The 13139-nt window shown below is 61.1% G+C and carries 16 protein-coding genes, 1 tRNA gene and 1 pseudogene; 7 read left to right on the plus strand and 11 right to left on the minus strand.

Translation table 11 applies throughout. The features are described from left to right. From CO660_RS32990 to CO660_RS29685, 5 genes and pseudogenes are all read right to left on the minus strand, one after another. Positions 1-75: pseudogene (locus tag CO660_RS32990) on the minus strand (electron transfer flavoprotein subunit beta/FixA family protein); the annotation flags it as partial. A gap of 184 nt (positions 76-259) precedes the next feature. Then, the gene (locus tag CO660_RS29670) at positions 260-1042 is read right to left on the minus strand and encodes a rhomboid family intramembrane serine protease (protein WP_097601619.1); all 783 of its coding nucleotides are present in this window, start codon (positions 1040-1042) and stop codon (positions 260-262) included. Between the two features lie 32 nt (positions 1043-1074). Beyond that, positions 1075-1653 carry a cob(I)yrinic acid a,c-diamide adenosyltransferase gene (locus CO660_RS29675; protein WP_097601620.1) on the minus strand — a complete coding sequence of 193 codons (579 nt, stop codon included), beginning with the start codon at positions 1651-1653 and terminating at the stop codon, positions 1075-1077. 410 nt (positions 1654-2063) lie between these two features. Next, positions 2064-2267 (minus strand): twin transmembrane helix small protein, encoded by a 204-nt coding sequence (locus CO660_RS29680; RefSeq protein ID WP_097601621.1) that lies wholly within the window; start codon positions 2265-2267, stop codon positions 2064-2066. Positions 2268-2285: 18 nt separating this feature from the next. Further along, positions 2286-3119 (minus strand): SDR family oxidoreductase, encoded by an 834-nt coding sequence (locus CO660_RS29685; protein ID WP_097601622.1) that lies wholly within the window; start codon positions 3117-3119, stop codon positions 2286-2288. A gap of 76 nt (positions 3120-3195) precedes the next feature. Between CO660_RS29685 and CO660_RS29690 the strand changes: the two genes are divergently transcribed. Further along, entirely contained in the window at positions 3196-4119 is a 924-nt protein-coding gene (locus CO660_RS29690) for a YihY/virulence factor BrkB family protein (protein WP_085779623.1), read from the plus strand. Here the strand turns inward: CO660_RS29690 and gluQRS are convergent. Next, positions 4084-4965 carry a tRNA glutamyl-Q(34) synthetase GluQRS gene (gene gluQRS / locus CO660_RS29695; RefSeq protein WP_097601623.1) on the minus strand — a complete coding sequence of 294 codons (882 nt, stop codon included), beginning with the start codon at positions 4963-4965 and terminating at the stop codon, positions 4084-4086. The two genes, CO660_RS29690 and gluQRS, sit on opposite strands and share 36 nt — an antisense overlap. Between gluQRS and CO660_RS29700 the strand changes: the two genes are divergently transcribed. Then, positions 4964-5656 (plus strand): DNA-3-methyladenine glycosylase, encoded by a 693-nt coding sequence (locus tag CO660_RS29700; RefSeq protein ID WP_097601624.1) that lies wholly within the window; start codon positions 4964-4966, stop codon positions 5654-5656. The two genes, gluQRS and CO660_RS29700, sit on opposite strands and share 2 nt — an antisense overlap. A gap of 111 nt (positions 5657-5767) precedes the next feature. After that, the gene (locus CO660_RS29705) at positions 5768-6325 is read left to right on the plus strand and encodes an HNH endonuclease (protein WP_085779620.1); all 558 of its coding nucleotides are present in this window, start codon (positions 5768-5770) and stop codon (positions 6323-6325) included. Positions 6326-6335: 10 nt separating this feature from the next. Here CO660_RS29705 and CO660_RS29710 read toward each other — a convergent pair whose 3' ends face one another. Together CO660_RS29710 and CO660_RS29715 are read right to left on the minus strand one after the other, a co-directional pair. Further along, a complete protein-coding gene (locus tag CO660_RS29710) occupies positions 6336-6851 on the minus strand; it encodes a disulfide bond formation protein B (RefSeq protein ID WP_097601625.1) in 516 nt (171 codons plus the stop codon). A 22-nt stretch (positions 6852-6873) separates the two neighbouring features. Next, positions 6874-7470, minus strand: a complete 597-nt coding sequence (locus CO660_RS29715; RefSeq protein WP_097601626.1) for a YqaA family protein — start codon at positions 7468-7470, stop codon at positions 6874-6876. A 195-nt stretch (positions 7471-7665) separates the two neighbouring features. Here CO660_RS29715 and CO660_RS29720 point away from each other — a divergent pair, with 195 nt between their 5' ends. Continuing rightward, positions 7666-7956 carry a hypothetical protein gene (locus tag CO660_RS29720; protein ID WP_097601627.1) on the plus strand — a complete coding sequence of 97 codons (291 nt, stop codon included), beginning with the start codon at positions 7666-7668 and terminating at the stop codon, positions 7954-7956. 16 nt (positions 7957-7972) lie between these two features. Here CO660_RS29720 and CO660_RS29725 read toward each other — a convergent pair whose 3' ends face one another. Continuing rightward, positions 7973-9718, minus strand: coding sequence for a cation:proton antiporter (locus CO660_RS29725; protein ID WP_097601646.1), 1746 nt, complete (start codon positions 9716-9718; stop codon positions 7973-7975). 209 nt (positions 9719-9927) lie between these two features. Between CO660_RS29725 and CO660_RS29730 the strand changes: the two genes are divergently transcribed. Further along, positions 9928-10209: a hypothetical protein gene (locus CO660_RS29730; RefSeq protein ID WP_097601628.1), complete on the plus strand. Its 282-nt coding sequence runs from the start codon at positions 9928-9930 to the stop codon at positions 10207-10209. A 167-nt stretch (positions 10210-10376) separates the two neighbouring features. Next, positions 10377-10664, plus strand: coding sequence for a hypothetical protein (locus CO660_RS29735; RefSeq protein ID WP_097601629.1), 288 nt, complete (start codon positions 10377-10379; stop codon positions 10662-10664). 201 nt (positions 10665-10865) lie between these two features. On the opposite strand, the gene CO660_RS29740 is transcribed toward CO660_RS29735, so the two are convergent. Both CO660_RS29740 and CO660_RS29745 read right to left on the minus strand, forming a co-directional pair. Then, positions 10866-10950 (minus strand) — tRNA-Leu (locus tag CO660_RS29740). 124 nt (positions 10951-11074) lie between these two features. Next, the gene (locus tag CO660_RS29745) at positions 11075-12370 is read right to left on the minus strand and encodes an MFS transporter (RefSeq protein WP_097601630.1); all 1296 of its coding nucleotides are present in this window, start codon (positions 12368-12370) and stop codon (positions 11075-11077) included. A gap of 127 nt (positions 12371-12497) precedes the next feature. On the opposite strand from CO660_RS29745, the gene CO660_RS29750 reads away from it, so the two are divergent. Next, positions 12498-13076 carry a TetR/AcrR family transcriptional regulator gene (locus CO660_RS29750; RefSeq protein WP_097601631.1) on the plus strand — a complete coding sequence of 193 codons (579 nt, stop codon included), beginning with the start codon at positions 12498-12500 and terminating at the stop codon, positions 13074-13076. Positions 13077-13139: the final 63 nt, after the last annotated feature.

Genomic DNA, 13139 nt, shown 5'->3' on the forward strand with positions numbered 1-13139 from the left:
ACCCGTGCCATCCGGCTTCACCCGGATCTTCACGTTGTAGTCGACAACCCGCTTGACGGGCACGAGAATCTTCATGGGAGCCTTCCTTCAAGAGAAACTGGTTTCACGAGTTTTTAGGAAAATGCGCGCTCAGGCGCCGCTTCGATTGTCGAATGGCGACATGGATACGCGTTTTTCCTCCAAATACAACGCTTGCATGATGCCGGCAGGGAATCGCCTCGGCAATATATGGACGTTTACGTACACGTCAATATATCGGTCAACGCCGGTCTCGACCCCAGGGAAGACGCTGCTCGTTGCGGCCGCCCGTGCCGGCCGCAACGGCGCCGGCTTCATCCCTTACGGCGCGGGGCGTTACGATTTCACGGTCGAAGAGCGGCAGGCCTGGACGGCGCAGGACGAGAATCAGCAGGGCACCGGCAAGGATGCCGCCGACATGGGCGCCCCAGGAAACATCGCCATCCGGCGCAATCGCCAGCATGAAGAATTGTTGTCCGATCCACAAAAGCAGCGGCACGAAGGCCGGCAGGGGCAAGGGCACACGCAGGAACACCAGCACCCAGACCCTGACGCGCGGATGCAGCATGACATAGGCGGCAACGACGCCGGAGATCGCCCCGGAAGCGCCGACCAGCGGCGCTTCCGACGTCGCCGTCAGCAGCCCGTGGCAAAGGGCGCCGGCAGCGGCGCAGAGGAGGTAGAAAAGCAGGAAACGCATATGCCCCATCGCGTCCTCGACATTGTCGCCGAAGACCCAGAGGAAGACCATGTTGGAGGCCAGATGCCAGAAGCCGGTATGGACGAAGGCATAGGTGAGATAGGTGAGCGGTTCCGGCACGATTTCCAATCCCTCGGCCAATTGCGCATGGCCGAAGGCGATCGCCGGGATGAAGCCGAGACCGACCGTCGTCGCCTGGGCTGCCAGTTCGCTCTCCAGGCTGGTGAAGAGCCAGACCGCGACATTCAGGATGATCAAAGCCAGGGTCACCCACTGAACCTTGATATGCTTCAGCGTATTGGCATCATGAAGTGGTATGAACATAAGGCCCCCCGGCGATCGTGATCGCGGCAAACCTATCTGTTTTTTCCCGGAACCCAAAGCACATCCGCACGACCGCGTTCATTCGCGTGACGGGCCGCCACGAAGAGGAAATCCGAGAGCCGATTGACGTATTTCCTTGCAGGCTCGCTGACGATTTCACCGTCGCTGCGGGCAAGCGCCACCATCAGACGTTCGGCGCGCCTCGCAATCGTGCGGGCAAGATGCAGATGTGCGGCAGCGGGACTGCCGCCCGGCAGGATGAAGGATTTCAGCGGCTCGAGACCGGAGTTCAACTGATCGATGTCGCGCTCGACGCGGTCGACTTGGGTCTCGACGATCCGCAGCGGTTCGTAGGCCGGCGTCTCTCCGGTATCGGGCGTGGCGAGATCGGCGCCGAGATCGAAGAGGTCGTTCTGGATCGACATCAGCATGGCGTCGAGCTCGGGCAAGCCTGATGTGTGCAGCCGTGCCAGGCCGATCGCCGAATTGGCTTCGTCGATCGTGCCATAGGCTTCGACGCGCAGATCGTCCTTAAGCCGGCGCGGGCCGGAAACCAGCCCGGTCGTGCCGTCATCGCCGGTTTTGGTGTAGATCCTGTTGAGTTTCACCATGTAGCACCGCCTGGCGGGAGGGCTTTTGCAAGGCCGGAGATCGGCGAGGCCGGCCCCTCATCCGGCTGCCGCCACCTTCTCCCCGTTTTCACGGGGAGAAGGGAACATGCTGCACCCTCTCCGCTCCTCACTGACGTCTCGCAGGGCACGTCCCCTCTCCCCGTTGGAACGGGGAGAGGGTTAGGGTGAGGGGCAGCCACTGGTACAAACCGAGCGGCTGTGGGCTTGACCCGAGCATCCACGCGGCGCCCACCAGCAGCCGCGGCTTGGATCCTCGACTCAAGGCCGAGGATGACGAAGAATGGAGTTCGCCCTTTCGCCAAACCTGACGCTGCCTGGAGAGACACCTCATCCGGCATCACCTCGGCTCTGTCATTCCCATTCGTCATCAAAACCTCCCTATGGTTTCCTCACGTCGGCCGGCCGCCGCCGGTGATCCAGAGGGTGATCATGATCAGGATGACGGCGATGGCCTGCAGCAGAACCCGAAGCTGCATCAGCTTGTTGGAACGGTTGGCATCGCCGCCCTTCATCATGTTGAAGAGGCCGCGGATCAGCACGAGGGCGACGAGGCCCATGACGACGATCGCAAGGATATAGGTGGCCGTGGACATGGTATTCAACTTTCTCGGTCAATCGGTCCAGCGCATCAGATTGTAGAAGAGGTCCGCCGGAAGCAGCCGCTTCAGGAGCATGCCCTGTTTAGCCGGAGTCGTTACAGGATAATGTGGCCTTGGTCTGTTCGAGTTCAATGCGTGTTTCAACACCGAATAGACCGCGTCCGGGCCAAGTTTGTGGCGGTTGACCGGCCCGGAGCCGTCAAGTCTCGCCAACTGTCTGGCATAATCGGCTGCGTGCGGGGAATTCTCGAGGTCGATGTTTTCTTTGAACTTTGCGAGTGCATTGGCGGTGAAACGCGTGGCGATCGGCCCGGGCTCGATCAGGCTCACATGGATGCCGCTGCCGGAGAGCTCCATGCGCAGGGTGATGCTGAGGCCCTCGAGCGCAAATTTCGAGGCGGTGTAGGCACCGCGATAGCGATAAGGAACCAGGCCGAGAATGGAGGAGCATTGCACGATCCGTCCGCGACCATGGTTGCGCATCGACGGAATGAGCTGCCGCGTCAATTCGTGCCAGCCGAAGAAGTTCGCTTCGAACTGCGCTCGCAGCGCCGCCGTCGACAGATCCTCGACGGCACCAGGCTGGCCATGGGCACCGTTGTTGAAGAGCGCGTCGATGCGGCCGCCGCTGCGATTGAGGACCGCGGCTGCCAGGTCGCAGATGGTGTCGGCTCTGGCATAGTCCATCACGAAGGCTTCGATGCCGTCGGCTTCCAGTGCCGGCAGATCATCCGCCTTGCGCACCGTCGCAAAGACACGCCAGCCATCGGCTTTCAGCGCCCGGGCGCAGTAAGCGCCGATGCCGGAGGAACAGCCGGTGACGACGATTGTGCGCTGTTCCGCCATGGAATGATTCCTGTACAAAATGGGACTCGTTTCCCATATTCGGCCAGAGGATACAATCTGGAAACCCGGAGACGGAATGCCGAAGGTGCTGCGCACGATCTACGACGTGGTCTATGACGCGATCTGTCACATGGTCGAGGATGACGGATTTGCGATGGCGAGCCACGTGGCTTTGTCGAGCCTGCTTGCGGTCTTCCCTTTCCTGATCTTCGGCACGGCGCTTGCAAGCTTCCTCGGCGCCGATCAGTTTTCCTCCACCGCCATCCATCTGATCTTCGACACCTGGCCGGAAGCGATCGCCAAGCCGCTCGCCGACCAGGTGCTCCAGGTCCTCACCATTCAGCGCGGCGGACTGCTGACGATCTCGGTGCTGGCGGCGGCCTATTTCGCCTCGAACGGGGTAGAAGCGCTTCGAATCTCGCTCAATCGTGCCTACCGGGTGCAGGAAACGCGGCCGTGGTATTTCACCCGCCTCGCCAGCCTCGGCTATGTGCTGATTGCCGTCATCATCTTCGCGGCGATCAGCATTCTGCTGGTGGCCGTGCCATTGGCTCTCGACTATGCCCGGAAGTGGCTTCCGCTGTTTGCCGATACGCTCGACGTCGTCTTCAGCTGGCGCATCTACGGCACACTTGTCGTGCTCACCGTCGGCCTGCTGGTCATGCATCTGTGGCTGCCGGCCGGCAAGCGGCGGGTGTTCGACGTCATTCCCGGCGTGCTGCTGACGCTGCTTCTGTGGCTCGCCGGCGCGTTGGTCTTTGCCTATTATCTCGCGACCTTCGCCAATTATACCGCGACCTATGCCGGTCTCGCCTCGGTGATGATCGTGCTGATCTTTCTCTACATGGTCGGCGTCATCTTCATCATCGGCGCAGAGATCAACGCGGCGCTGATCAAGTTCCGCGTCTTCCGGATGTTCTCCCACACACTTTCGATCGTCGGCAGAGAGCGTGTCGAGCGGCGGTCAGAGCCCGACAAGGCGGCGAATATCGGCCCCTGACATGCCCTGGGCACGCAATTCGGCAAGGCCGCTGTCACCTTCGCTTTTCGAAAGCTTGCGGCCATTGGCATCGAAAATGAGACGATGGTGGTGATAGAGGGGCTGCGGCAGGCCGAGCAGCACCTGCAGCAACCGGTGCACCGATGTTGCGTGAAAGAGGTCGAGTCCGCGTACGACATGGGTGACGCCCTGCAGCGCATCGTCGACGACCACCGAAAGATGATAACTCGAGGGTGCATCCGAGCGAGACAGGATGACGTCTCCCCAGACCTCGGGTTCGGCGGCGATCTCGCCCGTCCTGCCGTCGCCGGTTTCGGTCCAGAACAGCAGTTCGCCGATCAGGTCGAGCGCCTTGCGCATATCGAGCCGCCAGGCATGTTTTTTCCCCGAGGAAAGGATGTCCCGCCATTCGGCCTCAGGCCGCTCGCGATCAATCGGCGGGTAATGCGGCGTGCCATCGGGGTCGCGCGGCCAGGATTGGCCCGTTGCCTCGTAGGCGGAGACACGCCCCTTCACCTCGCCGCGCGTCAGGAAGGCCGGATAGACCAGGCCGCGTTCGATCAATGCGTGGAGCGCCGCCTGATATTCCGGGAAATGTTCCGATTGGCGCCGCACCGGCCTTTCCCAGTCGATGGCAAGCCAGTCGAGGTCCCTCAGGATGCTGGCCTCGAATTCAGGCGTGCAGCGCATCTGGTCGATATCCTCGATGCGCAGCAGCAGCCGGCCGTTTTGGCTTTCGGCCATATCCCGGTTCAAAAAGGCCGACAGCGCGTGGCCGAGGTGCAGCGATCCGTTCGGACTCGGCGCAAAACGAAAGACAGGTTTTTGACGCTCGCTTGTGGTCATGCTTTCTTCTGCCACGGATTTTCGTTTCGAACCACTGGGAGGACGCGTGCAGATCATCCGCAACGACGATGACGTCAAGCTGGGGCTCGAAGCATTGCTGCGCCTCGATCCGCGCCTTGTACCGATTGCGGCGAATGCAGGGCCTGTTCCACTGCGGCTGCGAGAACCCGGTTTTGCCGGCCTTGCCCATATCATCGTCTCGCAAATGGTCTCGCGCGCCAGCGCCGAGGCGATCTGGCGGCGCATGCTGCCGACGGACGGGCCGCTGACGGCCGAAGGTTACATGCTGCTAGGGCCCGAGGCATGGCGGGAATTCGGCCTGTCGCGCGCCAAGGCCGACACGCTGTCGCGGGTTGCGGAAGCCGTTGCCTCCCGACGCCTCGATCTTTCCAGACTCTGTCTGAAGCCACCGGACGAAGCGCTTGGCGAACTCACCGCCTTGAAGGGCGTCGGTCCATGGACGGCGCAGGTTTATCTGATGTTCTGCGGCGGCCACGCCGATGTCTTTCCGGCTGGCGATGTGGCGCTGCAGAATGCCGTCGGTGCGGCGCTTGGACTTGCGGCGCCGCCGCAAACAAAGGCGCTTGCCAAGCTTTCGGAGATCTGGTCGCCATGGCGCTCCGTGGCGGCGCGGCTTTTCTGGGCCTATTACGCAATGAAAATGCGGCGCGACATGGTACCGACCGGCTGATCGGCAACACTCTTCAAATTGCCTTTATCCTCTGAATTTATTGGACTTCACAATCCTGTAACAACCGGCCTAATATACAGGAGCAGATGCCGAATCGATCAGGAGAGTCCCTTGACGATTGCAGTCTCCCCGCAGGCCCTGCCGGCGCTCGTCCTGAACGCTGACTACCGGCCGCTGAGTTATTATCCCTTGTCGCTTTGGTCCTGGCAGGACGCGATCAAGGCGGTCTTTCTCGACCGTGTGAATATCATCGCGGAATATGAACATTCGGTTTCCTCACCGAGCTTTTCGATGCGGCTTCCGAGTGTCGTATGCCTGAAGACTTACGTTCAGCCATCCCGCAATCCGGCTTTCACCCGGTTCAATGTCTTCCTGCGCGACCGGTTCGAGTGCCAGTATTGCGGCTCCCACGACGATCTGACTTTCGACCACGTCATCCCGCGCGCCCATGGCGGCGAGACGACCTGGGAGAATGTCGTGGCAGCCTGCTCGCCCTGCAATCTGCGCAAGGGCAGCAAGCTTCCGAAGCAGGCGGGCATGTTCCCGTCCCAGAAGCCCTATCAGCCGACGGTGCAGGATCTGCACAATAATGGCCGGCTGTTTCCGCCTAACTATCTGCATGAAAGCTGGCTCGACTATCTCTATTGGGATACCGAACTGCAGCCCTGATAGGCTCACCTCACGCAGATTTGCGGACGCCGACGAAGGCGACAGCTGCGAGCAGAATGCCGGCGATCACGTTCCAGCCTGCAAAAGACAGGCCAAGCACCCGCAGCGCTGCATCGGTGCAGGATGGACCTTTGATCGTATTGAGCTCAGTCAGCAGATCGCCGGCATTGCTCGTCATGCTGTTTGCTGTCGTCGAGCAGGTCGCCGGCCCCGGCCAGAAATGCCATTCCACGCCGGCGTGATAGACGCCCATGCCGGCGGTTACCAGCATCAGGATGCCGGCCGCAAGCAGCATCGCACGGGAAATCCAGTTCGGCAGACCGGCAAGCTCGCAGATGGCAGCGAGAATGGCGATCGGAATGGCATAATAATAGGGTTGGCGCTGCAGCAGGCAGAGTGCGCAGGGAATATAGCCGCCGAGATATTGGAAGCCGAGTGCGGCGCCGACCACCACCGCCATGCCGATAACGAGCAATATGGAATAGGTAAAGCCGGGGCGGGCGAGCGGCGAGGAAGTGGCAGTCATGGCGGAACTCCGCAAAGGTGGCTCAGTGGGCAAGCAGTTTATAAGCGATTCCGAGTGTGATGAGGACGCCGGCGCCGATGCCGACGATCTGACCAAGGCGCTTCTCGACGAAGTGGCGGATCGGCTCGCCGTATCGACGAAGCAGCCAGGCCAAGAGCAGGAACCGAGCACCGCGAGCTATGATGGCGGAAATAATGAAGACGCCTAGATTCATGTTAATGACGCCAGCCAAAATAGTTACGACTTTGATCGGCGGCAGGTGCGCCAAACCGGAAGTCACCAGCAATAGCAACAGGAATCCCCATTGTTCGTGGATGCTGTTTCGCAGTCGCTCGAAATCCTCGAATTTATTGTAGAATTCCAGAACTGGCCGCGCCACCGCCTCATAAGCGTAATGACCCAGCGCCCAGCCGGCGATGCCGCCGAGCACGGAGGCGACCGTCGCGATCAGGGCGTAGCGATAGGAACGCTGCGGCTTGGCAAGCGCCATCGGCAGGAAGAGCACATCGGCGGGGACGAGAAAGACGGAGCTTTCGACGAAGGCGATGACGGCGAGCCAGACTTCGGCCGATTTGCGCGAGGCCAGAGACATGGTCCAATCGTAAAGTCTGCGAAGCATTCCATTCCTTTCCTATTGCGGTGCAAAAAGCTTTAGGGGTCGTATGCAGCGCTGTAAATGCTCGCCCGTGTCCTTCGTGCCACCGCCGTCTAAAAATTTTGTGATGCGGAGGCGTCGCCGCCTCTCCCAGGATTTCATGGGATTGCGAATCGGCCATTCTAGGGCAAGGTTTACGTGGTCGACGTGCAGGGTGGCATGAGAATGTTCAAAGTGATCGAAGGCGGCCTTGGGCGGGCCGCGCAGATGAATGACCGGGCTGAAGCGGGTTCGGGACCGAGCCGGGAAGATGTGCGCCGGGAAGCGAACCGGCGGCTCAAGGAAAGTGGTTATCACCCTTCCCGCATCCGGGAATTTGCCACCGGCGTGCCGATGCTGGCCTCCCTGAAATACCTGTCGCTGCAGATCGATTTCGCAGCCGAGACCTTGTCGCGGCTCGACCCGATCCCGGACGATTTCCGCTCTGACGCCTATTGGCCGGCGGGTTGAGACGAGCGCGGCGCCCTCAGGACAGATCCATCGACTTTTCCCATTGCTGACGCAGGACGTTCATTTCCGTGCGTTTTTGCGCCATTTCGCTGACGATGGCGCGCAAGTTGGGGTGATGCGACATGAACATATTGAAATCGCGCCGCTCGAGCACTTCGAACTGACAAAAGTCGACGGCGATGACGTCGGCCGTACGCCTTCCGCCGCTCAGCAATGCCATCTCCCCGAAGAAGGCGCCCGGCTCCAGGCGGATCGCGCCGCTGGCTAGGCGCACTTCGACCGCGCCTGAGGAGATGAAGTACATGCTGTCGCCGCGATCGCCGCGACGAATGACACGTTCGCCAGGGGGAGCCGACTTCGCCTTGAAGAGCAGCAGCAGCTCTTCCTGCGCATCCTCCCCGACCTGGGAGAACAGCGGAAAGGTTTCGATCAGCTGCTGCATCTTCAGCTGATGCTGGCGTTCGCGTTCCTCGCCGAGCGCCCTGATCTTTTCCAGTTCCTTGCCGAGCGTTATCTGCCTCTTTCTACCGAAGCTTTCGAAGACGGAAGGCCATTGCGCATGGATATAGTTCTTCAAGCCCTCGGTTGCGATGATCACGATCGGGTTGAGCGTGATCGACAGGATCGCTGCAGCCAGGATGAGATCCTGGCCTTCATGCGGCAGCAGCCCGAGCGAGACGCCGAGGCCGGCGAGGATGAAGGAAAATTCGCCGATCTGGGCAAGGCCGCCGGCCAAAGTCAGCCCCATGCCGATCGGATATCGCAGCAGCATGACGATGGCGAAGGTGATGACGGCCTTGCCGAGAATGACGAGCGCCAGGGCGCCAATCACCGCCAGCGGCTGGCGCACCAGGATCGAAGGGTCGAAGAGCATGCCGACCGAGACGAAGAACAGCACGGAGAAGGCGTTCTGCAACGGTAGCGAATCGGCCGCCGCTCTGTGGCTGAGCTGGGATTCGCTCATGACGACGCCGGCGAAAAACGCGCCTAGCGCGAAGGAGACGCCGAAAATCGCCGCCGAGCCGAAGGCGATGCCGAGCGCGATCGCCAGCACCGTCAGTGTGAAGAGTTCGCGCGAGCCGGTGCGCGCGATCATCGTCAGCAGCCAGGGCACGATACGGGGGCCGAGGAAGACCGCCATAGCGGCGAAGGCCAGCACCTTGAACAAGGTCAGCCCGATCGTCAGTGCCAGCGGCAGCTCACCGAGGCCGTGATTGGTGTCGACGGCGTGGCCGCCGAGAAGCTCTGCCAGCGCCGGCAGCAGCACCAGCGCCAGCACCATCACCAGATCCTCGACGATCAGCCAGCCGACGGCGACGCGCCCGCTTGGCGCATTGACGAGATTACGTTCCTCCAGCGCCTTCAGGAGCACGACCGTACTCGCCACCGAGAGGCTGAGCCCGAAGACGACGCCGGCACCGAGGCTCCAGCCCCAGAGCATGCAGAGGCCGATGCCCAGCAGGGTGGCGAGGATAATTCGGCCGATCGCGCCCGGCACGGCGATCCCGCGTACAGCGAGCAGGTCGGAGGCGGAAAAATGCAGGCCGACGCCAAACATCAGCAGGATGACGCCCATTTCGGCGAGCTGGCCGGCAAGAGCGGTATCGGCGACAAAGCCCGGCGTGAACGGGCCCATCAGGATGCCGGCCATCAGATAGCCGACGAGCGGCGGCAGCCGCAGCCGGTCGGCGCCATAACCGAGGACGGCCGCGAAAACAAAACTGACGGCGACCGTCGCAATGAGTCCTACTTCCTGATGCACGTCTGCCCTCGCCTGATGGTAACGGCCGCCACCTTGGACGAAGCGCAAGCAAAATTAAATAGTTGATTTGCGTTTTGCGGCTGCTCTTCGAGGCGTAGGCTTGGTCGCGAACAATAGATTCCACGTCCATTCGAGAATGACAGGGTTGCCGCTGACGTGGGAACCACTTCCCTTTTGCTTCGTTGGCCCTTCAGACAAGGAGAAACGACATGAGAAAGATCATTCTGAACTGTGCCGTGACGGCCCTTGCCGCCTGCTCGTTTGCAGCGCCTGTTCTCGCCGATAGCGTCTACGTCAGGGAGCGTACCTATGACGATGACTATCGTTACGAGCGGGTGCGGCCCGGCATCACCATCAGCGAGCGCGGCGTGACCTTCGGCGTCCGCGAACGCGAGCATCGCCGCTATCGACATGACGGCTGCGAAACCAGGAGCGTTACCCGTCAGACTGATGAAGGCGAGGTGACCAAGACGGTAAGGCGCTGCTATTGACGAAAATTCGCGACAAAGACGAAACCCGGCTCCCGCGAGCCGGGTTTTCGCCTTTCGCGTGGCACGAAGCGCAATGCGGTGGTGGAAGTGATCAGGCGGTGTTATGAGCACCCCTTCGTTCGAAGCGCATTTTCGGCGCACAGAACCCCGCACAGGAATTATTCGGCATGATTGAGCTTACCCCATCCCAGATCGTTGCACTCAAACTCGCCAAGGATGGAGATCTCTATCCTCAGCCGGCGAATAAATGGACGCATCAGAACGCGACGGTGACTTACGCAAAGACCGACCGCTGGAAAGAGCGGCCGCTGAAAGTGAAATCGGTCACAGCAAAGACGCTCAGCGAGTTGAAAGAGCCGGGCTTCCTCGAGCGGCGGCACCTGGATGATGATGCATCAAAGGATGTCTACGGCATTACCATGGCCGGCAAGATGTGGCTGCTGAAGAACAAGTAGGCTTCACTCGGAGGCGAAACTTGCTCCGTAGTCCCGTTTAGGTCTTTAGAGGTAGGGGCTACACAAAGCCATTTGAGATGATGGTGCAGCTAACCGGAGATTGTCGAACAGTCCGCCTTCGTTCCTGACGGAACTACGGCGCGACAGCCTCCGCTTGGCTGCTCTTCGGCTCGCCGAGCCGAAGCTCCGCAGCACGAAGGCTGGTGCCCCATGCCGGGGTCGAACCAGCACTTCTTTCGAAACTCGATTTTGAGTCGAGCGCGTCTACCAATTCCGCCAATGGGGCAACGGATCCAGACGAGGCGGGTGTCTAACATGCGAGCGGGCGAGCGCGCAAGACGGGCGAGCGAAGTTATCGCGGCGATGCCGCGGGAAATCCGGCCTCGTTACGAGGCCGGATCCTGTCGATCTCAATGAGCGGCGGCGGGTGCCGCACTGGGCAGCCCGGACTTCTTCAGCGTAATCGCCAGGATCGAAGCCAACAGGCAGAAGGCACCGGCGACGAAAAAGGCGGGCAGGTAGCTCGATAATTCCGTGCGCGACAGGCCGGCGCCATAGGCGGCCGTGGCAGCGCCCAGCTGGTGGCCGGCAAAGACCCAGCCGAAGACGAGACCGGCCTTTTCGCGGCCGAAGCGATCGGCGGCGATCTTGACGGTGGGCGGCACGGTGGCGATCCAATCGAGGCCGTAGAAGATGGCAAAGATGGAGAGACCGTAGAAGCTGAAATCGCTGAACGGCAGATAGAGCAGCGAGAGGCCGCGCAGGCCGTAATACCAGAAGAGCAGCCAACGATTGTCGAAGCGGTCGGAGAGCCAGCCGGAGCCGATGGTGCCGAAGAAATCGAAGATGCCCATGACGGCAAGGACGCTGGCGGCGGCAACCGGCACGATGCCGAAGTCGCCGCAGAGGGTGACGAAATGGGTCTGGATCAGGCCGTTGGTGCTAAGACCGCAGATGAAGAAGGTGGCAAACAAGATCCAGAAAGTCGAGGTCGTCGAGATTTCACGGAGCGTGGTGATCGGCGTCATCAGCGCAGCGCCGAGCGTCGTTCGGGCCGGCGCCGGCGCCACATGGGCTTCTCCCAATAATGGCAGGTTCACGTCCGAGGGGCGGTCACGCATGAAGAGAAGGACGAGAAGGGCGGCCGCCATGATCATGGCGCAGACGAAAAACACGGTGGCACGCCAGCCGTAACGTCCGGTCAGTTCCGCCATCAGCGGCAGGAAGACGAGCTGCCCGGTCGCCGAGCTTGCCGAGAGCATGCCGACGACAAGGCCTCGGTGCTTGACGAACCAGCGCGTCGAAACCGTCGCCGCCAGCACCATCGCCGTCAGGCCGGTGCCGAAGCCGACGACGACACCCCACAGCGCCAGCAGATGCCAAAGCTTGGTCATGAACAGCGAGCCGACAAAGCCCGCGCCGATCAGCGCCAGCGCAAAGACAATAACCTTACGGACGCCGAAATAATTCATGAAAGCCGCAGCGAACGGACCCATGAAGCCGAAAAGGATTAAGCGAATCGCCAGCGCAGAGGAAATCTGCGACGTTTCCCAGCCGAATTCGTCCTGGAGCGGCTTGATGAGGACGCCGGGCGCGCCCATGGCGCCTGCTGTCACCAGCATGGTCAGAAAGGTCGCGGCAACGACGACCCAACCGTAATGAATGTTGCGCCGCGCAAGGGAGGAGGCAAGAACTGTTGAAACCATGAGGGGATTCCATTCGAATTCAGGTTGGGAAGATACAGAACCAATTTACATGATGGTCATCATATTTCTTGCTTATTCATGATGGACATCATATATTTTGTCAAGCGACGATTTCTGGAGAATGAAGATGCGGGTCAGCCGCGAAAAATTTGCCGAGAACCGCGAGAGGATCCTCACTGTTGCCGGCGTGCTCTTTCGCGAGAACGGTTTCGACGGTGTCGGCGTCGCCGACATCATGAAGGCGGCGGGGCTGACGCATGGCGGCTTCTACGGCCACTTCGGTTCGAAGGACGAGTTGGCGCTTGAGGTCAGCCGCAAGCTGATCGACAAGGTCGAGAGGCGCTGGAAGGAACATATTGCCGAGTCTCCGGACAGGCCGCTGCAAGCGCTTCTCGACCATTATATCCACTGGCGCACTGTTGACGATCCAGGCGGCAGCTGCGTCTTCGCCACCTTGATCCAGGAGGTGAGCCGCAGCCGCGGCGCGGTCCGCGCGGTCTTCAGCGATGGGTTGTCCGTACTGGTCGACACACTTGCCGATATCGTTCCCGGCGAGACCGAAGAGGAGCGCCGCGCCAATGCCGCGACGACGCTCTCATCGATGATGGGTGCCGTGATTCTTGCGCGCGCCGTCGAGGACAGGGGACTTGCCGAGCAGTTCCTGGTGACGATGCGTCGGCAGCTCGATCCCGCCAGCCGGAGATAGTCCCGAGCGCCGGTGCCGATGTCCCGACCCTCTCCACGCCAGTCTGCCGATCGAGATGCCGGC

The organism is Rhizobium sp. L9, from assembly GCF_002531885.1.
Lineage (GTDB): Bacteria > Pseudomonadota > Alphaproteobacteria > Rhizobiales > Rhizobiaceae > Rhizobium.

Coding starts and splice junctions, on each gene's coding strand:
- CO660_RS29670 (WP_097601619.1), bottom strand. CDS start 1,042: ATGTTCATACCACTTCATGATGCCAATACGCTGAAGCATATCAAGGTT.
- CO660_RS29675 (WP_097601620.1), bottom strand. CDS start 1,653: ATGGTGAAACTCAACAGGATCTACACCAAAACCGGCGATGACGGCACG.
- CO660_RS29680 (WP_097601621.1), bottom strand. CDS start 2,267: ATGTCCACGGCCACCTATATCCTTGCGATCGTCGTCATGGGCCTCGTC.
- CO660_RS29685 (WP_097601622.1), bottom strand. CDS start 3,119: ATGGCGGAACAGCGCACAATCGTCGTCACCGGCTGTTCCTCCGGCATC.
- CO660_RS29690 (WP_085779623.1), top strand. CDS start 3,196: ATGCCGAAGGTGCTGCGCACGATCTACGACGTGGTCTATGACGCGATC.
- CO660_RS29700 (WP_097601624.1), top strand. CDS start 4,964: ATGCTTTCTTCTGCCACGGATTTTCGTTTCGAACCACTGGGAGGACGC.
- gluQRS (WP_097601623.1), bottom strand. CDS start 4,965: ATGACCACAAGCGAGCGTCAAAAACCTGTCTTTCGTTTTGCGCCGAGT.
- CO660_RS29710 (WP_097601625.1), bottom strand. CDS start 6,851: ATGACTGCCACTTCCTCGCCGCTCGCCCGCCCCGGCTTTACCTATTCC.
- CO660_RS29715 (WP_097601626.1), bottom strand. CDS start 7,470: ATGCTTCGCAGACTTTACGATTGGACCATGTCTCTGGCCTCGCGCAAA.
- CO660_RS29720 (WP_097601627.1), top strand. CDS start 7,666: ATGAGAATGTTCAAAGTGATCGAAGGCGGCCTTGGGCGGGCCGCGCAG.
- CO660_RS29730 (WP_097601628.1), top strand. CDS start 9,928: ATGAGAAAGATCATTCTGAACTGTGCCGTGACGGCCCTTGCCGCCTGC.
- CO660_RS29735 (WP_097601629.1), top strand. CDS start 10,377: ATGATTGAGCTTACCCCATCCCAGATCGTTGCACTCAAACTCGCCAAG.
- CO660_RS29745 (WP_097601630.1), bottom strand. CDS start 12,370: ATGGTTTCAACAGTTCTTGCCTCCTCCCTTGCGCGGCGCAACATTCAT.
- CO660_RS29750 (WP_097601631.1), top strand. CDS start 12,498: ATGCGGGTCAGCCGCGAAAAATTTGCCGAGAACCGCGAGAGGATCCTC.